The following is a 19,016-nucleotide window of genomic DNA, read 5'->3' as shown; positions in this document are numbered from 1 at the left end:
GGGCTGTCGGGCGGCGATCACCGGTCCGGCAGGTTTCGCACTGCCGCAACACTTCCTTCATAAGTCTCGTCAATTATTGATCCTGCTTATAGCCGCCGAAGAGCGCCGATGAGGAGTGCCACCCGTGTCCGTCCCCGATCTCCGCCGCCTGCTGCCCCCGCTGGGGGCCGCGGCGGCCGTCCTGGCCCCGTGGTCGGCCCTGGCCTGGTCCGGGGCCGTGGCGCCGGGGCTGCTGCCCGGCCCTGCCGAAACGTTCCGCGCCCTGGCCGAGTCCGCCCGCGGCGGCACCCTCGCCGAGGACCTGTCCGCGAGCCTGGCACGGGCCGGGCAGGGGTTCGCGCTCGGTGCCGTCGCGGGGAGCGTGCTCGGGTTCGCCACCGGGTACCTGCCGCGCCTGTCGGCCCTCGTCACCCCGCTGGTGTCCTTCCTCCGCCCGATCCCCGCGATCGCGCTCGTGCCGCTGGCCACCGCGTGGTTCGGGATCGGCGAGGACGCGAAGCGGCTGCTCATCGCGTACGCCGTGCTGCTGGCGGTCTGGCTGTACGTGCACGACGGCGTCTCCCGCGTGCCGGTCAGCCACCTGCGGGCGGCACGCTCGCTCGGGGCGCCGCTGCACCGCCGGTTCGCCGAGGTGCTGCTGCCCGCGGCGGCTCCCTCGCTGCTGGCCGCGCTGCGGTACGGGGCATCCGTGGCGCTGCTCGCGCTGGTGGCGGCCGAACTGGGCGGGGCCGAGAGCGGGCTGGCGTACCGGCTCCAGGTGGACGGCCAGTTCCTGCGGGTGGACCGGGTGTTCGCCGGCCTGCTGGTCCTCGGGCTGGTCGGCGTGGCGGTGGACCTGGTCCTCGCCGCGGCCGGCCGCCGGATCGTCCGCTGGGAGGCGTCGTGAGCCTCGGGGTACGACTGGAGGGCGTGTCCGTCGGCTTCGGCCGGGGCGGGCGCGGGGCGCCGGTGGTGGCGGGAGTGGACGCCGAGTTCGCCGAGGGGTCGTTCACCGCCCTGCTCGGGCCCAGCGGCTGCGGGAAGTCCACCCTGCTGAACGCGGTGGCGGGGTTCGTACGGCCCACCGCGGGCGGCGTCACCGTCGGCGGGGCACCCGTCACCGGGCCGGGACCGGACCGGGGCGTGGTCTTCCAGCAGTACGCGCTGTTCCCGTGGCTGAGCGCCCGCGGGAACGTCGAGTTCGCCCTCAAACGCCTCGGGCTGCCCCGCTCCGAGCGGCGGCGCCGGGCCCTCGACGCGCTGGCCGAGGTCGGGCTGGCGGAGGGCGCGGAGAAGCGGCCGGGCGAGCTGTCCGGCGGCATGCAGCAGCGGGTCGCGCTGGCCCGGGCGCTGGCCGCCGAACCCGAAGTGCTGCTGATGGACGAGCCGTTCGGTGCGCTGGACCCGCTGACCCGGGGCCGGATGCAGGAACTGCTGACCGGCCTGTGGCGGCGGGCCGGCACCACGGTGCTGTTCGTCACGCACGATCTCGACGAGGCCCTCGCCTTGGCCCAGCGGGTGCTGGTGCTGGGCGGCTCCCCGGGCCGTGTCCTGGCCGACCACCCGGTACCGGCGGGCGGCCCGGACCCCGGGCTCCGCGCCCGCGTGGCGGCGCACCTGGGCGCCTGACCGCACGCGCGGGGCGCCTCCCCTCCCGGGTCCACCCGCACGCCGATACCGCGCCCGGGCCCGGATCCCGGAGCCGGGCCCCCGGCCCGCCGGCAGGACACACGCCACTCGCCCGGTCGGCGCCGGCCGGACCGGTCAGGCGCGGCCGATCCGTGCCCGGCCGGCCGCCAACCCCGTCACCAGCCGACGGACCCCCGGCCGCCCACCCAGGCGGCCCCGGCCGGCCGCCCGGGCCGGCCGCCCGCCCGGGGCTCCGGCTCCGTCCGGCCCCGTCCCTTCCGTCTTCCCCCGCATCCCCCTACTCCCCAAGGAGCTCCCCGTGTTCAGACGCCGTGCCCTCGTCGGGCTGCTGGCCGCCGTCCTGCTCGCACCCCTCAACGCCGCCTGCTCCGACGGGGGCTCCGGCGGGGCCGCGGGTCCCGCCGTGACCGTGGCGGCCAGTGACCACCTCGGCGGCGCGCCCGTGTACGTCGCCCAGGAGCGCCGGCACTGGGCCGCCGAGGGACTGCGGGCCGACGTGCGGACCCTCCCGACCGGGCGGGACGCGCTGAACGCCGTGCTGGGCGGCCAGGCCGCCTACGGCGTGGTCGGCGACCTGCCCGCCGTCACCGCCGCGCTCGGCGGCCGGGACATCCGCGTGGTGGCCGAGCTGTCCACGTTCACCGACTGGCGGCTGCTCACCCGCACCGACCGGGGCGTCACCGGCTTCGACCGGCTGCGCGGCAAGCGGATCGGCGTACCGCGCGGCACCAACGTCGAGTACGCCCTCTCCCGGATGCTCACCGCCGGACGGCTCACGGCCGCCGACGTCACGCTCGTGAACCTCGCCCCGAACCAGGTGCCCGCCGCCCTGGCCCGCGGGGACGTCGACGCCGGGGTCACCTTCCCGAGCTTCTACGACGCCACGCGCACCGCCCTCGGCGACCGGCACGCCGAGCTCCGCTTCACCGGCTACACCGCCCGCACCCTCCTGGTGTCCGGCCCCGGCGCGGAGGCCGCCCGGACCACCGCCCTGCTGCGCGCCCTGCTGCGGGCACAGGGGGAGCTGGCCGCGGACCCGGTGGGCGCGCGGAAGGCCGTACTCGCCCAGGCGAAGGGGGCCCTGCAGCCGGCGTACGCCGCGGCCTTCCAGCCCCGCTACGCCTACCGCGCCGCGCTCTCCCCCGCCCTGCTGCGCCAGCTGCACGAGGAGGGCGTCTGGGCCAAGTCCGCACAGGGCCTGCCCGGTTCCGCCGACGAGGCAGCGCTGCGGAAGCTGCTGGACCCCGCGCCGCTGAAGGCCGCCGACCCGGCCGCCGTCACCCTCCCCTGAACCACCCACCCCGTTCCCCACGCCATCCGTTCCCCCAAGGAGCCACACCCGTGACCGTCGACCAGAACACCCTCCGCCGCCGCGGCCTCGGCCTGCGCGCGCACGACCCGGCCCGCAGCTTCGGCGGGTACACCCTCTACACGCCCATCGCCGGCCCCGGGGAGGTGCACCTGGTCGACATCGAGGGCCGCACCGCCCACACCTGGCGGCTGCCCCACCCGCCCGGCCGCCACGGCCGGCTGCTGCCGAACGGCAACCTCTTCTACCAGGGCAAGGACACCTCGGGCCCGAGCCTCTTCCCGATCTGGGACGTCTACCACGGCGGCATCCTCCAGGAGGTCGCGCCGGACGGCACGGTGCTGCGCGAGGTCCGCCACCCGTACCACCACCACGACGCCTCGGTGCTGCGCAACGGCAACCTGCTGATCCTCGCCGTCGAACCGCTCTCCCCCGCCGACGCGGCCCGCATCCGCGGCGGTATCCCGGGCTCCACGGCTCCGGACGGCCGGATCTGGGGCGACGTCGTGTACGAGCTGACCTGGGACGGCGAGATCGTCTGGCGGTGGGCCGCGATCGAGCACCTGGACCCCGAGGAGACCCCGCTCAACCCGCACTTCGCCCGCGAGCACTGGCCCATGGCCAACACCGTCAACGAACTCGCGGACGGGGGCGTGGTGGTCGGCTTCCGCAGCGCCTCGACGACGGTGGCCGTCGACCGCGCCGGCGGCTCCGTCCGCTGGCGCATCGGCCCCGACGTCCTCGCCCAGCAGCACTACCCGCACGAGCTGCCCGGCGGGAACGTGCTGGTCTTCGACAACGGCACGTACCGGGACACCACCTCGGTGCCCTACTCCCGGGTGCTGGAGCTCGACCCGGTCAGCGGGGCGGAGGTCTGGGCGTACGAGGACAACCCGCCGCAGAACTTCTACAGCCCCTACATGTCCAGCGCGCAGCGGCTGCCCAACGGCAACACCTTCGTCGCCGAGGGCTCCTTCGGCCGGCTGTTCGAGGTGACGCCCGACGGGGACGTGGTGTGGGAGTTCGTGGTCCCCGAGTTCGGCGCCTTCGGGCAGGGCGTGGGCCTGGAGTCCTCGCGGGGCGCGCAGAACGCCGTCTTCCGCGCCTACCGCTACGCGGCCGGGGAGATCCCCTGGCTCTGATTCCGGCGGCGCACGGAGAGCACCAGCCCGCCCGCGGTCACCACCCAGAAGCCGAGGGCGATCCACAGCAGCACCCGGCCGGTGCTCTCCAGCCAGTCCACGCCGGTGGCCGCGGCCGTGGACAGGCAGGCCACCGAGGTCATCCCGAGGGGGAAGACGGTGGACCAGCGGCGGATGTCGTAGGCGGGGCGCGGCCAGCGGGCCTCGGCGAACAGCAGCACCACGTACCAGGCGAGGTCGAGTCCGACCAGGACGAGGGTGGCGGTGCGCAGCACGTCGTGCGCGGTGCCGGTGAAGACGGGCGAGGCGGTCAGCTTCGAGCCCGCGAGCGCCGAGATCGCGAGCGCGCCGCCGGCCACCCACTGGTCGCCGAGGCCCTCGCGGACCTGCCGGAAGTCGAAGCGGGCCAGCGCCTCGCCGTAGAGCACCAGGCCGAGGAGGAAGCAGGCGAGGGCGGCCCGGGCGAGCCATTCCCCGTGTCCGGCGAGGGAGAGGGTGCCGGCGAGCACGGCGAGGGCCTGGGTGGCGACGCAGGTGAGGAAAGCGGCGCCGGGCATGCCGCGGTGCCAGTGCCTGATCACGGAGACGAGGAGGAAGGGCCAGACCAGGGTGGCCAGGGCCAGCAGCCCGTACGCGAGGCCCGGCCAGTCGTACAGGCTCGCCCGCACCCCGAGGACCGCGGTGGCGGCGACGGCGGTGAGGGCGGGCGGGGTGTCCGCCTCGGAGCGCCAGCGGCGCCGGTCCTCGAACAGCCGGGAGACGAACTCGCCGGCCAGCAGCACCCAGGCGACGCCCGCGAGGGCGAAGGCGACCAGCGAGAGCGGCTCGTAGCCGGTGAGGTGGAGGCCGACCGAGATGATTCCGGTGGCCATGACGAAGGCTCCCGCGGCCGGCGGGAGGTCGGTCCACCAGTGCGGGGGCGGCTGCTGCTCACGTTCGCGCATCCTCCCAGCGGAACCCGGCGGGGGCCGTGCCGCCATCCGGGTGGTCCACCCGGGGGCACCGGCGGCTCCGCGGCCGCCGGCCCGGCGTCGGGCGTACCTGCCTCCGGCAAGCGCCGGATGGCGGGTTTCCGCTGCTCACGGTCCGGATCCGCGTCTCATCGGCCGGACGAGGTTGACGCGCCCGGCCGGCACCGGGGACGGTGACCGCCATGGGGATGGAACGCGGGGTCACGGCGGTGCTGGCGTGCCTGGTCCTGGGCGGGTGCCTGAGCGCCGCGGGAGCGCCCGCGGCCGGGCGCGGAGAGGTGCCCGCCGCGCCGCTGGACGCGCCGGTGGCGCCGGGCCCGGACGCCTCGACGGGCCGGGTGGTGGCCGACTGCGGGCGCAACGAGGAGGAGCACTACAACGAGGACAACCTGGTCGTCTCGCCGGGCGTGCGGGCCGGCGCGCACCACACCCACGCCTACGTCGGCAACCTGTCCACCAGCGCGGCGTCCACCGACGCGACCCTGGCGGCGGCCGGCACCAGCTGCCGGGACGGGGACCGCTCCACGTACTACTGGCCGGTGCTGCGGCGTACCGACCGGCCCGGCCGGGAGGCGTACGAGCGGGCCGCCGGCCACCACGGCAACGCGGGCCGGATCCTGCGCGAGGCCGCCGTCACCGTGGAGTTCCGCGGCAACCCGGTGAGCAAGGTGGTGGCGATGCCGCGGTTCCTGCGCGGGATCACCGGCGACGCGGTCGCGCACACCGCCGCCGACGCCTCCCGGGTACGGGCCGCCTGGGGCTGCGCGAGCCTGCCCGGCCTGGCCACCGTCCGGTACCCGCGCTGCCCCGGCGGCGACCGGATCACCCGCACGCTGGTCTTCCCCAGCTGCTGGAACGGGCTGGACACCGCGGCCCCCGACCACCGGTCCCACCTCACCTTCCCGACCGGCAACGGGGCGTGCGCGCCGGGCACCTTCCCGGTGCCCGCCCTGCGGCTCTCCCTCGTGTACGGGCCCGTCCCGCCGGGGACGCCCCTCGCGCTGGACTCCTTCCCCGAGCAGCGGCACAGCCCGCGGACCGACCACGCCATGTTCGTGAACGTGATGGGCCCGGCGGCGATGGACCGGGTGGTGGACTGCATCAACACCGGCCGTACCTGCCGCGGGTCCGCGGATTCCTCCGGATCCGGGTGAACCGGAGGCGCTCCCCGCGCGTGTTCCGCACGTAACCGAGCGAGGGAGAAGGTGAGATGGCCGGACCACTGCGGCCCCGCGCGCGGCGGGGCTCCGCCGACGAGGCGCTGATCAGGTCGCTGTACGAGGAGCACGGCAACGCGCTGCTGGCGTACGCGACGCGCCTGACAAACGACCGGGCCGCGGCCGAGGACGTGGTGCAGGAGACCTTCATCCGGGCCTGGCGGCACGCCGAGGCCATGGTCAACGGAAAGGGATCGGTCCGCGGCTGGCTGCTCACCGTGACCCGGAACATCGTCATCGACCGGACCCGGGCGCGGAACGTCAGGCCCCGGGAGGTGTCGGGCTCCCCGTCCACGCATCCCGTCGAGGACGACCACGCCGACTCGGTGGTCGACACGATGGCGGTGCTGGCGGCGATGGACCACCTGTCACCGGAACACCGCGCGGTGCTCCAGGAGTTGTACTACCGGCAGCGCAGCGTCGCGGAGGCTGCCGATTCCCTCGGCATCCCGGCGGGCACCGTCAAGTCCCGTTCGCACTACGCCCTGCGCGCCCTGCGCGAGGCGTTCACGGCAGAGCACACACCCAGCAGGCCCACCCGTCGGCCCGCCGGACTCCAGGAGGTGGTGGCATGAACCGGCAGCAGTACCAGAACGGGCACGTGAACGAACAGCTCGGCCCGTACGTCCTCGGCGTGCTGGACGACGCGGAGGCCGGCGCGGTCGAGGAGCACCTGGCCTCCTGCACGGACTGCGCGGCGGAGGTCGCGGCGTTCCGGGAACTGGAGGAGGCGCTCGGCGAGGTGCCGCCCGAGGCGTTCCTGGAGGGGCCGCCCCCGGACGGGGACCTGTTGCTCCAGCGGACCCTGCGGCAGGTACGGGGAGAGGTGGCGCGGGCCCGGCGGACGCGGTGGGCGCTGACCGGGGTGGCCGCCGCGGCCTCCCTGGCGGCGGTGTTCTGGCTGGGCACGCAGGCCTCCGACGGGGCCCGGGACGTCGCCGTGCCCCCGACCGCTCCCACGGCGACCGCGCCGGTGCCGCCCGCGGGGACGCGGCTGGCCACGGCCACCGATCCCGGTACCGGGGCACGGATGACCGTACGGGTCGTGCCGGCGGTGAAGTGGGTGCGGGTCAACGCGGCCGTCACCGGTGTGCCGCCGGGTGAGCGGTGCCGGATCGTGGTCGTGGCGCGTGACGGTACGCGGACCACGGCGGGCGGCTGGGTGGTCGGTACGGCCGCCCACGGCGAGGGCAAGGGCGTGATGCTCGACGGCTCGGCCGCGACGGACCCGGCGGACGTGGTGGCGGTGGCCGTGGAGAACGAGGCGGGGAGGCGGTTCGTGACCGTGCCGCTGTGACCCCGTCCGGGTGCCCGCGGTGTGCCTTCCGGTGCGGCGGTCAGAAAATCCCGTGATCCGTTGAACCCCCTCCCGGGGGCCGGCGTGTGGTTGATGAGTGACCAGAACACAACGAACCACAGGATCACGGGAGTTCTCATGACGAACCGGCGCAAGCTCACCCTGGCCGTGGCCGCCTCGGCCCTGCTGATCGGCGGCGCGACGGCCTGCGGCACCGAGCGGACCACGCCCGTGGGAGCCGGTGCCCAGGCCCCGGCGAAGGCGGCCGGTGCCGCCGGCGGGTACGGGGACGGCGGGTACGGCGACGGGGCCTACGGCTCCGCGGGCGGCGGCGGTGGTGCCGGGACCGCCTCCGGCCCGCTCGCCGTCCGCCAGGACGCCAAGCTCGGCACCCTGGTGGCCGACTCGGCCGGATTCACCCTCTACCGCTTCGACAAGGACACCGCCTCCCCCTCCCGCTCCAACTGCGCGGGCGCCTGCGCCACCGCCTGGCCCCCGGTGCCCGCCGGCTCCACCCTGCCGGGTGCGGTCCCGAAGGGGGCCGTGGGCTCCGTGGACCGGGCGGACGGCACGAAGCAGCTGACCATCGGCGGCTGGCCGGTGTACCGCTTCGCCAAGGACACCGCGCCGGGCCAGACCAACGGGCAGGGCGTCGGCGGCACCTGGTTTGCCGTCACCCCCGAGGGCAAGAAGGCCGGACAGGCCGGCGCCGGAGAGGGCGGGACCGCCGGGCAGGGCGGCGCAGGACAGGGCGGCGCGGTGGGCGGGGGTTCCGCCGCGCTGCCCGCCCTCTCCACCCTCGAGGACCCGAAGCTCGGGGCCGTCCTGCGGGACGGGAAGGGCCGTACGCTCTACCGCTTCACCAAGGACACCGCCTGGCCGATGAAGTCCAACTGCCAGGGCGCCTGCCTGGAGAAGTGGAAGCCCGCCAAGCCCGTCGACGTGAACGACGTCAAGGGCGTGGACCCCAAGCTGCTGTCCGTCTACACCCGCGCCGACGGCGGCAAGCAGCTGGCCATCGACTGCTGGCCGCTGTACTGGTTCACCGGCGACACCGCGCCCGGCCAGGTCAACGGCCAGGGCGTCGGCGGCACCTGGTTCGCGGTCACGCCGCAGGGGAAGCTGGCGAAGTGACCGCCAGCCGGTTGGCGGGGCGGGCGAGCCCGTAGTGCTCCCGCAGCGTCCGGCCGGTGTACTCCGTACGGAACAGCTCACGGGCCTGGAGCAGGGGCACCACCTCGTCCACGAAGACCTCCAGGCCCCCGGGCAGGTACGGCGGCATGATGTTGAAGCCGTCCGCCGCGCCCGCCCGGAACCACTCCTCGATCTCGTCGGCGATGTGCTCGGGGGTGCCCGCGACCACGCGGTGCCCCCGGCCGCCGCCGAGCCGCGCGATCAGTTCGCGCAGGGTGAGCCCGTCGCGCCGGGCCAGTTCGGCGACCAGCGTGAAGCGGCTCTTGTTGCCGTTGATGTCCTTCTCCTCCGGCAGCTCGGGGAGGGGACCGTCCAGCGGCAGCCCGGTGAGGTCGGTGCCGAGCATCCCGGACAGCTGGGCCAGCCCGTACTCCGGGACCTGGAGGTCGGTGAGCTCCTGCTCCAGGGCGCGCGCCTCGGCCTCCGTGGATCCGATGACCGGGGCGATGCCCGGGAGGATCAGCAGCTGGTCGTCGGTCCTGCCGTACCGGGGCAGCCGGGACCTGAGGTCCTTGGCGAAGGCCTGGGCGTCGGCCAGGGTCTGCTGGGCGGTGAAGACGGCCTCCGCGTACTGGGCGGCGAACTCCTTGCCGTCCTCGGAGGAGCCGGCCTGCACGAGCAGCGGGTAACCCTGGGGCGGCCGGGGCACGTTGAGGGCCCCCTGGACCGAGAAGTGCTCGCCCTTGTGCCCGATGGCGCGGACCTTGTCGGTGTCGGCGTACACGCCGCGCTCCCGGTCGACGAGGATCGCGTCGTCCTCCCAGCTGTCCCACAGCTTGGTGGTCACGTCGACGAACTCGCGGGCCCTGGAGTAGCGGACGGCGTGGTCGAGGTGCTCCTCGCGGTTGAAGTTGCGGGCCTCGTCGACGGAGCCGGAGGTGACGATGTTCCAGCCGGCCCGGCCGCCGCTGAGGTGGTCGAGCGAGGCGAACTTGCGGGCCGTGTGGTACGGCTCGTTGAAGGTGGTGGAGACCGTGGCGATCAGGCCGACGTGCTCGGTGACGGCGGCCAGGGCGGAGAGCAGGGTGAGGGGCTCGAAGCCGCCGAGCGCGTTGTGGCGGACCTTGCCCCAGAGGGCGACGCCGTCGGCCAGGAAGACCGAGTCGAGCAGCCCGCGTTCGGCGGTGCGGGCGAGTTCCTGGAAGTAGCGCAGGTCGGTGACGCGTTCGGGCTGGGTGCGCGGGTGGCGCCAGGCGGCGTCGTGGTGTCCCGCGTTCATCAGGAAGGCGTTGAGGTGGAGCTGTCGGGGCATGCCGGCCGTCCTCGGGTGGTGGGTGGGGTGGGGTGGAGGTGACGTGGGAGCGCGCGGTGGTACGCGGGCCCGGTGCGCGGTGGTACGCGGGCCCGGTGCGCGGTGGTCCGCGGGCCCGGTGCGCGGGCTCAGGCGGTGAGCGGGACGCGCCACGCGGTCAGGCGGCGCTCGATGGTGACGAGGACCTGGTTGAAGCCCAGGCCGATGGCGGAGATGGTGATGATCCCGGCGTACATCTGCGGGATGGCGAAGTTGAACTGCGAGGCGTTGACGAGGTAGCCGAGGCCGGCCTTGGCGCCGATCATCTCGGCGGCGACCAGCACCAGGATGGACACCGCCCCGGCCAGCCGGACGCCGGTGAACACGGCCGGCACGGAGGAGGGCAGGATCACCTTGGCGAACAGCTGGTGGGTGGGCAGGTCCATCGACCGGGCCAGCTTGACCAGGGTCGGGTCCGCGGTGCGCACGGCGCTGATGGTGTTCAGCAGCACGGGCCAGGTGCAGGCGTAGACGACGATGGAGATCTTCGAGGTCTCGCCGATGCCGAGGAGCAGCACGAAGACGGGCAGCAGGGCGAGCGCCGCGGTGTTGCGGAACACCTCCAGCAGCGGGTTGAGCAGGTCGGCGACCGGCCGGTACCAGCCGATCAGCAGCCCGAGGGGTACGGCGATGCCGACGGCGATGCCGAAGCCGGCCAGCGAACGGACGAGGCTGGCGCGGGTGTTCTCGGCCAGCTGACCGTCGGCGGCCAGCCCCCACCAGGCCTGGGCCACCTCGCTGAAGGGCGGCAGGAAGGTCCGGTCCACCAGGCCCAGGCGCGGGGCGGCCTCCCAGAGCAGCAGCAGCGCGAGGACCGCGGCCGACTTCAGGGCGGCGTTCCGCAGGGTGGTGAGGACGCGGCGGGTGCGGGACGGGCGGCGGTGCGGCGCCGCGGCGGGCGGGGTCGGGGGCTGGGTCGCGGGAACCGCCTCGGTGGTGGCGGCCGGTGCCGTGTCGAGGTCGGCGGCAGCGGTGTGGTCGGCCGCGGCCGCTGTCGTCCCGGCGGCGGTGTCGTCGGTGGCCGTCCCGTCGCCGGTTCCGGTGGCGGTCCCGGTGGCGGTTCCGGTGGCGGTCCCGGTGGCGGTCCCGGTGGCGGTCTCGTCGGTGGTCTTCGCGGGGTTCAGGGTCTGGCTCATGCGGCCACTGCCTCCTTCTCCAGCTGCTGGGCGCGGGCGACCTCGTCGTGGAGCAGTTCCCAGATCCGCCGGCGATGGGCGGCGAACTCCGGGCTGGAGCGCACGTCCTCGGTGGTGTCCCGGGAGCCGAAGGAGACCGGGACGACCTCCTTGACCCGGCCGGGCCGGGAGGTCAGGACGGCGACCCGCTGGCCGAGGTGGACGGCCTCGTCGATGCTGTGGGTGATGAACACGATGGTCTTGCCGGTGCGCTCCCAGATGCGCAGCAGCTCGTCCTGGAGCGACTCGCGGGTCTGCGCGTCGAGCGCGGCGAACGGCTCGTCCATCAGCAGGACGTCGGGGTCGTAGGCGAGGCTGCGGGCGATCGCGACGCGCTGGCGCATGCCGCCGGACAGCTCGTGCGGGTGCCGGTCCTCGAAGCCGGAGAGGCCGACGAGTTCGAGGTGGGCGCGGGCGCGTCCGGCACGTTCGCGACGCGGTACGCCGGTGGCCTCCAGGCCGAAGGACACGTTGCCGAGCGCGGTGCGCCAGGGCAGCAGGGCGTACTGCTGGAAGACGATGCCGCGGTCGAGGCCGGGGCCCGTGACGGGCTTGCCGTCGAGCAGCACCCGGCCGGCGGAGGGCCGGGTGAGTCCGCCGAGGAGGTCGAGGAGGGTGGACTTGCCGCAGCCGCTGGGGCCGACGACCACGGTGAACTCGCCGGGAGCGATGGAGAGGTCGATGCCGTCCAGGGCGGTGAACTCGGGGCCGCCGCCCTTCACGGGGAAGGTCTTGGTCACCCCTTCGAAGACGATCTTCGGGGTGGTGGAGGAGGTCATGGCTCAGCCCGCCTTGCCGTAGGCGTTGTAGTCGTTGGTGTAGAGGTCGCGGGCGGTGAACTTGCCCTGGGGGACGTCACCGCGCTTGCCGAGCCAGTCGATCCACAGCTGGAAGGCCTTGTCGTCGATGCGGCCGCCGGTCTCGGCGACGCCGTACGAGCGCCAGAACTTCAGCGCCGCCGGGTCCTCGTTGCGGCCGCGCTTGCGGACGATCTCCGTCATCCGGGCCACCACCTGGTCGCGCGGGGTAGTGCGGGACCACTCGATGGCCTTCGCGACGCCGGTGACGAAGGTGCGGGCGGTGTCCGGGTTGGCCTTCAGGAACCGGTCGGTCATCACGTACGTGCCGGCGCTGAACGCCCCGAGCAGCTGGAAGTCCGTGAACAGGGGCCGGATGCCGCCCGTGGCCAGGGCCTTGTCGCGCAGGATGCCGCCGAGCACGCCGACCTGGATCTGCCGCTGCCGCAGCGACTGCTCGGTGTTGACGGGCGGCACCACCAGGGCCTCGACCTTGTCGATCTCGGCGCGGCTGAGGCCGTTGCGCTCCAGGTAGATCTCCAGCATGGCCTCGGAGTGGGCGCCGAGGGTGTTCATGCCGACCTTCTTGCCGATCAGGTCGCGCGGGGTGCGGATGGGGCTGTCCTCCCGCACGTAGAAGCCGCTGTACGCGTACTGGTCGGAGCCGTAATAGCTGATGACGGCCTTGACGGGGGCGCCCTGGGCGGCGAGCTTGACCACGGCGCCGTTGAAGGCGCCGCCGAAGTCGGTCTGGCCGGTCGCGGCGGACTGGATGTCCTGGGGGCCGCTGATCGTGTTGCCGACCCATTCGAGCTTGACGTCGCCCAGATAGCCCAGGTCCTCGGCGAGTTCGGGGAGCGTGACGGCGCCGGCCGCGCCCTGGTAGCGCAGGGTGCGGGTCTGGCTGCCCTTGCCGCCGCTGCCGCCCGCTTCGGCCCGGCCGCAGCTGACCGCGGCCGCCGAGATGCCGAGCAGGGCGAGGAACTGGCGCCGGTTCGGGGCCGTGGCGAGATGCATGTGCGTGGTCCTTCGGGGAGGAGTGGCTGGCGGGGTGTGACGGGCCGTGCGGTGGGACGGGTGGGGCAGGAGGGGCAGGGGCAGCGTCAGAGCGCCGCGCCGGCGAGTGCGGGCCGGGACGGGAGGGCCTCGACGAAGTCGTCGACGGCCTGGCCGAGGCCCACCGCGGCCTCCGGCCGGAGCCGGACCCCGCCGGGCAGGCGCTCGATGTGCGAGTCGAGCAGGAAGCGGCCGGCGACGACGTGGCGGGCGCCGAGGGCGGACAGCACGGGCCGCAGCGCGTAGTCGATGGCCAGGACGTGGGCCAGGGAGCCGCCGGTGACCAGGGCAGGACGGTCTTGCCGTGCAGGGCGTCCTGCGGGAGCAGGTCGAGGAAGACCTTGAGGAGACCGGAGTAGGAGGCCTTGTAGACCGGGGTGGCGACGATCAGGCCGTCCGCGGCGGCCACCGCCTCCACCGCCCGCTTGATCGCCTCGCCGTCGGTGCGGGCCGCGAGGAGCTCGTCCGCCGGCAGGTGGCGCAGGGGCAGGTGGGCGGCCGGGAAGCCGCCGAGCGAGAGGCGGTCGACGACGTGGTCGGCGACCAGGGCGGTGCGGGAGGCGGCCGACGGGCTGGCGGACAGGGCGAGCAGCTGGGACACGGGGGCTCCTCTGGTACGGGCCGGGGTCGGGCGGTGTCGGGTCAGGGCGCGCGGGCGCCGTGGGCGGGGACGGGGCGGGAGGCCGGGGCGGGTGCCGCGGACGGGTGCCCGGGACGGGTGCCCGGGCGGGCCCCGGTCGGGTGCCCCGGGCGGTGCCCCGGGCGGGCGCCGGTGGTGGTGCGGCGCCCGCCCGGGTGCGGGCGGTCCCGCGCCGGGGTCAGGCGGCCGGGGCGGCGTCGCCCGCGGTGGAGGCGCCGGAGGCGACCCCGAAGGCCGGGGCGGGCACGGTCTCGGGCTCCAGCAGCCGGGAGGGCTCGCCGTCGGTGCCGACCGGCAGGTCGCCGTCGATGGTCACGCGGCGCAGGGTGCGCTCGTGGGATCCGGAGTCGTCGACGCCGTAGTGCTGGGTGGCGCGGTTGTCCCAGATCGCGACGTCGCCCTCCTGCCACGACCAGCGCACGGTGTTCTCCGGGCGCTCGATGTGGGCCTGGAACACGTCGAGCAGCGCGCGGGAGTCCTTGGCGGTGAGGCCGTCGATGCGGTCCACGAAGTTGCCCAGCAGCAGGGTGCGCTCGCCGGTCTCCGGGTGCACGCGGACGACCGGGTGCTCGGTCCGGTAGGTGGTGGAGCTGAACACCTCGCGGAACTGGCGCAGCAGTTCCGGGGCCGCCTCCGGGTCCAGCGCGGCGTAGTCGTAGGCGTTGGTGTGCACGGCGCGCAGGCCCTCGGCGAGGGTGCGCAGCGGGGCGGGCAGGTGGGCGTAGGCGGTGGCCGTGTTGGCCCACAGCGTGTCGCCGCCGTAGGGCGGGATCGTGACGGCCCGCAGGATGGAGAAGGCCGGGTAGGCGGGGACGAAGGTGACGTCGGTGTGCCACTGGTTGGCGCGGCCGCCGTAGCGGGACTCGATGCCGAGGGAGTAACGCCCGTCGGCGGAGGGGACGGTGGGGTGTGCGACGGGCGTGCCGAGGAGGCGGGCGAACGCCTCGTGCCCCTCCTCGTCGAGGTGGTCCTGTCCCCGGAAGAAGACGACCTTGTGGTCGAGGAGGGCGGCGCGGATCGCGGCGACGGTTCCGTCGTCGAGGTCACCGCCGAGCTTGACGCCCTCGATCAGGGCGCCGATGCGGCCGCCGATCTTGGTGACGGTGGTGGTGTCCGAGGTCGTGACAGCGGTCATGGGGAGGCTCCTTCTGATTTCTTTTCGCAGCGGAAGGAATGGGTGGTTGACTTCACCCGTGCGGACGGAGGAGGAGGAAGTGGCCGGAACCGGCGTGGCCTTGGCCGGGAGCGTGGCAGCGGCGCGGGAGGCGGTCAAGGGCCTTCCCGGGGCGGCGGGAGGCCGCGCGACGCCCCGTACCCGTCGGTCGGACGGAATCCGGCCAACCTGCTCTGACCTGGGCTTTCCACCCTGGATGCGGCCGGTTTCCGACGCCCGTACGGCCGGTGCCCGAACTCGTGCGGGCCGTCCGGGATTTCACGCCGCCGCAATGGCGCGCAACATGACGGGAGGAAATCCGTGACACTCACCGGAACCGGACGGGGTCCGCGCAGGACCGGCGACGGGCGCCGCGAGGCCAACGCGGCGGCCGTGCTGCGCACCGTGCTCGACGGCGGCCCGGTCGCCCGCGGCGCCATCGCCCGCCTCTCGGGGCTGAGCCCGGCGGCGGTCTCCCGTCAGTCCACCGAACTGCTCAGACTGGGCCTGCTGCGCGAACTCCCGGGCCTGGCCTCGGCCGGGGCCGGGCGCCCCCAGGTGCCGCTGGACCTGCACACCGGTGAGACCGCGGGACCGGTGGCCGGAGCCCTGCACATCGGGGTGCCCGGCTCCACCCTGGGCGTGGTCGACCTGCGGGGGCGGGTGCTCGCCCGGCACACCCTCCGGCACGACGGCCTCGGCACGGACGAGATCCCGGTCCGGGCGGCGGGCGCGCTGCGGGAGCTGCTGGCGGGGTGCGCGGGCGGCCGGCCGGTGCTCGGGGTGGGCGCCGCGATCGGGCGCTGGGTGCGGCCGGCCGAGGGGGTGGTGGTCCGGCACGACGCGCTCGGCTGGTACGACCGCCCGCTCGCCGCCGAGCTGGCCGGCCGGCTGGAGCTGCCGGTGCGGCTGGACAACCACGCCCGGGCGGTGGCCCAGTCGGAGATCCTGTTCGGCCGCCCGGAGGCCCGGCGCAGCCTGGTGCACCTGTTCGTCGGGAACGTGGTGGACGCCGCCTTCGGCATCGCCGGGGTGATCCACCAGGGGCCGGGCGCGGGTGCCGGCGACGTGGCCCACCTGCCGGTGCCGGGATCGCGCACGCCGTGCGCGTGCGGGCGTGCGGGCTGCCTGGGCGCCACCGCGTCGGACACCGCCGTGGCCGCGGAGGCGGTGCGGCGCGGCATCCTCCCGCGGCCGGACGCCACGGCGCTGACGGCCGCCGCGGCCGACGGGCACGCGGAGGCCAGGGAGCTGCTGCGCGAGCGGGCCCGGGCGGTGGGGCGCGCCCTGGCGCTGCTGATCGACGTGGTCAACCCGGATCTGGCCGTCGTCACGGAGCAGGCGTGCCTGGCCGATCCGGAGTACCTGGAGGAGGTCCGCGAGCAGGCACTGGCGCACTCCCGGGTGTGCGGCGACCCGGAGCGCATCGTCACCCCGCACGCGGGTCCCGACGTACTGGCGGTGGCGTCCGCGACGGTCCTCCTGCACCCCCTGTTCGCCGACCCGGCCGGCTACGCCCTGCCGACCGCCCCGCCCCTGCCACCGTGCTGACCGCCCCCACGAGCCGGCCCCGCCGACGACACCACCCCGCGGACCGCTGCCGTGCGCCCGGTTCCGCCGGTCGTACCGCCCTGCCTCCCGCTGCCGTGGGGCCGGCCGTAAGGCCGGCGCACCCCGTCGGCCGCTGCCCGTCCGGCCGGGCAACTCGCTGGACCGGGCGGGCCGGCGTGACCGAGCCTGGGCGCATGACCGAAACCGGCTCCCTCGGGGCACCGCCCGGCCCCTCCTCCGCACCGCCCGGCACCTTCCCGGCGCTGCCCGGCCCCTTGGCGGCAAGGCCCGGCACGCTCTCGGCGCTGTCCGGCCCCTTCTCCGCACCGCCAGGCGCATCCGCGGCGCTGCCCCGTGTCCTTTCCGCAGCGTTCTGCCGGGGCGGCGCGTTCGGGCGCGGGGCGGCGCGGTGATGGGCGGGCAGCTGCTGGTGGCGGCCGGGGTGCTGGCCCTGCTGACCGTGGTGCCCGGGCCCGACCTGGCGCTGGTCACGCGTCAGGCCGTCGGCTCGGGTCCCGGTGACGCGCTGCGCACCGTGGGCGGCGTCGCGGCCGGCCTGCTGGTGTGGGGCGCGCTCACGGTGGCGGGCCTCGCGGCGCTGCTGGCCGCCTCGGCGGGGGCGGCCCTGGTGGTACGGGTGCTGGGCGCCGCGTACTTGGTGGTGCTCGGCATCGGGGCGCTGCGGCGGGGCGGTCGGTCCGCGGGCGCCGGCCAGGACGCCGCCCCCGCGGTGCGGGGCAATCCCTGGCGTACCGGGCTGGTGGGCAACCTCCTCAACCCGAAGATCGCGGTGTTCTACACGGGCCTGCTGCCCGCGCTGGCCCCCGCGGGCCTGCCGCCGTCCGCCGGGATGGCGCTGCTCGTGACGCTGCACGCCGGGCTCACGGTGGCCTGGCTGGGCGGGTACGTGCTCCTGCTGTCCCGCGCCCGGGCCCAGCTGTCCCGCCCCGCGGTCCGGCGCGCGCTGGACCGCCTCACGGGGGTGGTGCTCATCGCGTTCGGGCTGCGGCTGGCGGCGACGGCCCACTGACGCGGCGGGGCTCGGGCACGGGGCACGCGGCGTACGGCGAAGGCCCGGGCCGTCGCCGCGCGACGACCCGGGCCGGGAACCCGCCACCCACCCCTCAGTGGTGGAAGCTCGGCTGCGCCGGCGGGACGCCCCCCGCGGCCGCGGTCAGCCGCTCCACCGCGGCGCCCAGGTCCGCCGCGAGCAGGGCCACCTTGTCGCGGCTGATGCCGTGCCGGATCAGGACGCGCTGGATCACCGTCTCCTCCCGGGCCGGCGGCAGCGGGTACGAGGGGACCTGCCAGCCGCGCAGCCGCAGCTGGTCGCTCAGCTCGTACAGGGTGAACGGCGCGTTCGCGTCGGCCAGCGTCCACGACACCGCCGGCAGCCCGCCCCGGCCGTCGTACAGCAGCCGGAAGGGGCCCATGCCGGCCACCGCCTCGCCGAGCGCCCGCGCGCTGGCCGCGGCCGCCTCGTACACGGCCCGGTATCCCTCGCGGCCGAGCCGCAGCATGACGTAGTACTGGGCGATCACCGAGCCGCCGGGGCGGGAGAAGTTGAGGGCGAAGGTCGGCATGTCGCCGCCGAGGTAGCTGACCTTGAAGACCAGCTCGTCCGGCAGGTGCTCGGCCGAGCGCCACACGATCCAGCCGACGCCGAGCGGCGCCATGCCGTACTTGTGCCCCGAGGCGTTGATCGACACGACCCGGGGCACCCGGAAGTCCCAGGGCAGGTCGGGCTGGAGGAACGGCGCGACGAAACCGCCGCTGGCCGCGTCCACGTGCACCGGCACGTCCAGGCCCGTCTCCGCCTGGATCGCGTCGAGTTCGGCGGCGATGGCCTCGACCGGCTCGTAGTCGCAGGTGTACGTGACGCCCAGGATCGCGACCACGCCGATGGTGTTCTCGTCGACGTACTCGCGCAGCTGGTGCGGCTGCAGTCCGGTGGCGTCGGGCTCCAGCGGCACCTGGCGCAGCTCGACGTCGAAGTAGGTGGCGAACTTCTCCCAGCACACCTGGACCGGCCCGCACACCAGGTTCGGCCGGTCCGTCGGCTTGCCCTCGGCCTCGCGGCGGGCGCGCCAGCGCCACTTCAGGGCGAGGCCGCCGAGCATGGCCGCCTCGCTGGAGCCGGTGGTGGAACAGCCCATGGTGCTGGTGCCCTCGGGAGCGTGCCAGAGGTCGGCCAGGATGTGCACGCAACGGGACTCGATCTCCGCGGTCTGCGGGTACTCGTCCTTGTCGATCATGTTCTTGTTGAGGCACGCGTCCATGAGCGCGTGCACCTCGGGCTCGCTCCAGGTGGTGCAGAAGGTCGCCAGGTTCTGCGCCGCGTTCCCGTCCAGGGCGAGTTCGTCCTCGATGAGGGCGCGGATGATCCGGGGGTCGGCGGTGCCGTCGGGCATGCTCAGCTTGGGCAGGGCCGCGCGGCTGATCGGGGTCGCGTAGATGTCAGCGAACGCGGCGGTCGCGTCCCGCTTCGTCTCGTGCAAGGCCATGGCGGCTCCTCCGCTCGGTCGGCATCCACCGGACCGATGCTGGCCCACCGGCCCGCCACCCGCCCGCCCGATGAGCCGTACGGATGAACG

General features: G+C 75.0%; 17 protein-coding genes and 1 pseudogene. 10 read left to right on the top strand and 8 right to left on the bottom strand.

Annotated features, from left to right (window positions below; all coding sequences use genetic code 11):
- Nucleotides 1-124 precede the first annotated feature (124 nt).
- From ACIQUR_RS22570 to ACIQUR_RS22555, 4 genes are all read left to right on the top strand, one after another.
- Complete coding sequence (locus ACIQUR_RS22570; protein WP_403666948.1) at nt 125-886, top strand: ABC transporter permease; 762 nt, start codon at nt 125-127, stop codon at nt 884-886.
- Nucleotides 883-1,608: an ABC transporter ATP-binding protein gene (locus tag ACIQUR_RS22565; RefSeq protein WP_403666945.1), complete on the top strand. Its 726-nt coding sequence runs from the start codon at nt 883-885 to the stop codon at nt 1,606-1,608. The genes ACIQUR_RS22570 and ACIQUR_RS22565 overlap by 4 nt, the downstream gene beginning before the upstream one ends.
- 319 nt (nt 1,609-1,927) lie before the next feature.
- Nucleotides 1,928-2,920, top strand: a complete 993-nt coding sequence (locus ACIQUR_RS22560) for an ABC transporter substrate-binding protein (protein WP_403666942.1) — start codon at nt 1,928-1,930, stop codon at nt 2,918-2,920.
- A gap of 50 nt (nt 2,921-2,970) precedes the next feature.
- A complete protein-coding gene (locus ACIQUR_RS22555; RefSeq protein WP_403666939.1) occupies nt 2,971-4,080 on the top strand; it encodes an aryl-sulfate sulfotransferase in 1,110 nt (369 codons plus the stop codon).
- On the opposite strand, the gene ACIQUR_RS22550 is transcribed toward ACIQUR_RS22555, so the two are convergent.
- Nucleotides 4,050-5,024 (bottom strand): tellurite resistance/C4-dicarboxylate transporter family protein, encoded by a 975-nt coding sequence (locus ACIQUR_RS22550; protein WP_403666936.1) that lies wholly within the window; start codon nt 5,022-5,024, stop codon nt 4,050-4,052. The two genes, ACIQUR_RS22555 and ACIQUR_RS22550, sit on opposite strands and share 31 nt — an antisense overlap.
- A 209-nt stretch (nt 5,025-5,233) precedes the next feature.
- On the opposite strand from ACIQUR_RS22550, the gene ACIQUR_RS22545 reads away from it, so the two are divergent.
- From ACIQUR_RS22545 to ACIQUR_RS22530, 4 genes are all read left to right on the top strand, one after another.
- Nucleotides 5,234-6,205, top strand: coding sequence for a DUF1996 domain-containing protein (locus ACIQUR_RS22545; protein WP_403666932.1), 972 nt, complete (start codon nt 5,234-5,236; stop codon nt 6,203-6,205).
- A gap of 56 nt (nt 6,206-6,261) precedes the next feature.
- A complete protein-coding gene (locus ACIQUR_RS22540; RefSeq protein ID WP_403666929.1) occupies nt 6,262-6,843 on the top strand; it encodes a sigma-70 family RNA polymerase sigma factor in 582 nt (193 codons plus the stop codon).
- A complete protein-coding gene (locus ACIQUR_RS22535) occupies nt 6,840-7,565 on the top strand; it encodes an anti-sigma factor family protein (RefSeq protein ID WP_403666927.1) in 726 nt (241 codons plus the stop codon). The genes ACIQUR_RS22540 and ACIQUR_RS22535 overlap by 4 nt, the downstream gene beginning before the upstream one ends.
- Nucleotides 7,566-7,703: 138 nt before the next feature.
- The gene (locus ACIQUR_RS22530; RefSeq protein ID WP_403666924.1) at nt 7,704-8,699 is read left to right on the top strand and encodes an SCO0930 family lipoprotein; all 996 of its coding nucleotides are present in this window, start codon (nt 7,704-7,706) and stop codon (nt 8,697-8,699) included.
- On the opposite strand, the gene ACIQUR_RS22525 is transcribed toward ACIQUR_RS22530, so the two are convergent.
- The 6 genes and pseudogenes from ACIQUR_RS22525 to ACIQUR_RS22500 form a co-directional block, all read right to left on the bottom strand.
- On the bottom strand, nt 8,671-10,011 hold the full coding sequence (locus ACIQUR_RS22525; protein WP_403666921.1) for an LLM class flavin-dependent oxidoreductase: 1,341 nt from the start codon (nt 10,009-10,011) through the stop codon (nt 8,671-8,673). The two genes, ACIQUR_RS22530 and ACIQUR_RS22525, sit on opposite strands and share 29 nt — an antisense overlap.
- A 128-nt stretch (nt 10,012-10,139) precedes the next feature.
- Nucleotides 10,140-11,186 (bottom strand): ABC transporter permease, encoded by a 1,047-nt coding sequence (locus ACIQUR_RS22520; protein WP_403666919.1) that lies wholly within the window; start codon nt 11,184-11,186, stop codon nt 10,140-10,142.
- Nucleotides 11,183-12,004, bottom strand: a complete 822-nt coding sequence (locus ACIQUR_RS22515) for an ABC transporter ATP-binding protein (RefSeq protein WP_403666917.1) — start codon at nt 12,002-12,004, stop codon at nt 11,183-11,185. The genes ACIQUR_RS22520 and ACIQUR_RS22515 overlap by 4 nt, the downstream gene beginning before the upstream one ends.
- Nucleotides 12,005-12,007: 3 nt before the next feature.
- Complete coding sequence (locus ACIQUR_RS22510; RefSeq protein WP_403666914.1) at nt 12,008-13,039, bottom strand: ABC transporter substrate-binding protein; 1,032 nt, start codon at nt 13,037-13,039, stop codon at nt 12,008-12,010.
- A gap of 86 nt (nt 13,040-13,125) precedes the next feature.
- A pseudogene (gene ssuE, locus ACIQUR_RS22505) lies at nt 13,126-13,679 on the bottom strand (NADPH-dependent FMN reductase).
- A gap of 217 nt (nt 13,680-13,896) precedes the next feature.
- Nucleotides 13,897-14,853 (bottom strand): TauD/TfdA dioxygenase family protein, encoded by a 957-nt coding sequence (locus ACIQUR_RS22500; protein WP_403666911.1) that lies wholly within the window; start codon nt 14,851-14,853, stop codon nt 13,897-13,899.
- Nucleotides 14,854-15,192: 339 nt separating this feature from the next.
- Here ACIQUR_RS22500 and ACIQUR_RS22495 point away from each other — a divergent pair, with 339 nt between their 5' ends.
- A complete protein-coding gene (locus tag ACIQUR_RS22495; RefSeq protein WP_403666909.1) occupies nt 15,193-16,422 on the top strand; it encodes an ROK family protein in 1,230 nt (409 codons plus the stop codon).
- A gap of 412 nt (nt 16,423-16,834) precedes the next feature.
- On the top strand, nt 16,835-17,452 hold the full coding sequence (locus tag ACIQUR_RS22490; RefSeq protein ID WP_403666906.1) for a LysE family translocator: 618 nt from the start codon (nt 16,835-16,837) through the stop codon (nt 17,450-17,452).
- Between the two features lie 94 nt (nt 17,453-17,546).
- Here the strand turns inward: ACIQUR_RS22490 and ACIQUR_RS22485 are convergent, their stop codons facing one another.
- Nucleotides 17,547-18,926: a glutamate decarboxylase gene (locus ACIQUR_RS22485; protein WP_403666903.1), complete on the bottom strand. Its 1,380-nt coding sequence runs from the start codon at nt 18,924-18,926 to the stop codon at nt 17,547-17,549.
- Nucleotides 18,927-19,016: the final 90 nt, after the last annotated feature.

Origin of the sequence: Streptomyces sp. NPDC101132, from assembly GCF_044759225.1 — a bacterium.
Taxonomy (GTDB): Bacteria; Actinomycetota; Actinomycetes; order Streptomycetales; family Streptomycetaceae; genus Streptomyces.
This window is presented reverse-complemented; position numbering and strand designations above follow the sequence as displayed.

Excerpts from the sequence above, each read along its gene's own strand:
- ACIQUR_RS22545 (WP_403666932.1), top strand. The coding sequence starts at position 5,234 with ATGGGGATGGAACGCGGGGTCACGGCGGTGCTGGCGTGCCTGGTCCTG.
- ACIQUR_RS22520 (WP_403666919.1), bottom strand. The coding sequence starts at position 11,186 with ATGAGCCAGACCCTGAACCCCGCGAAGACCACCGACGAGACCGCCACC.
- ACIQUR_RS22485 (WP_403666903.1), bottom strand. The coding sequence starts at position 18,926 with ATGGCCTTGCACGAGACGAAGCGGGACGCGACCGCCGCGTTCGCTGAC.
- ACIQUR_RS22490 (WP_403666906.1), top strand. The coding sequence starts at position 16,835 with ATGGGCGGGCAGCTGCTGGTGGCGGCCGGGGTGCTGGCCCTGCTGACC.
- ACIQUR_RS22540 (WP_403666929.1), top strand. The coding sequence starts at position 6,262 with ATGGCCGGACCACTGCGGCCCCGCGCGCGGCGGGGCTCCGCCGACGAG.
- ACIQUR_RS22535 (WP_403666927.1), top strand. The coding sequence starts at position 6,840 with ATGAACCGGCAGCAGTACCAGAACGGGCACGTGAACGAACAGCTCGGC.
- ACIQUR_RS22510 (WP_403666914.1), bottom strand. The coding sequence starts at position 13,039 with ATGCATCTCGCCACGGCCCCGAACCGGCGCCAGTTCCTCGCCCTGCTC.
- ACIQUR_RS22500 (WP_403666911.1), bottom strand. The coding sequence starts at position 14,853 with ATGACCGCTGTCACGACCTCGGACACCACCACCGTCACCAAGATCGGC.
- ACIQUR_RS22530 (WP_403666924.1), top strand. The coding sequence starts at position 7,704 with ATGACGAACCGGCGCAAGCTCACCCTGGCCGTGGCCGCCTCGGCCCTG.
- ACIQUR_RS22525 (WP_403666921.1), bottom strand. The coding sequence starts at position 10,011 with ATGCCCCGACAGCTCCACCTCAACGCCTTCCTGATGAACGCGGGACAC.
- ACIQUR_RS22550 (WP_403666936.1), bottom strand. The coding sequence starts at position 5,024 with ATGCGCGAACGTGAGCAGCAGCCGCCCCCGCACTGGTGGACCGACCTC.
- ACIQUR_RS22515 (WP_403666917.1), bottom strand. The coding sequence starts at position 12,004 with ATGACCTCCTCCACCACCCCGAAGATCGTCTTCGAAGGGGTGACCAAG.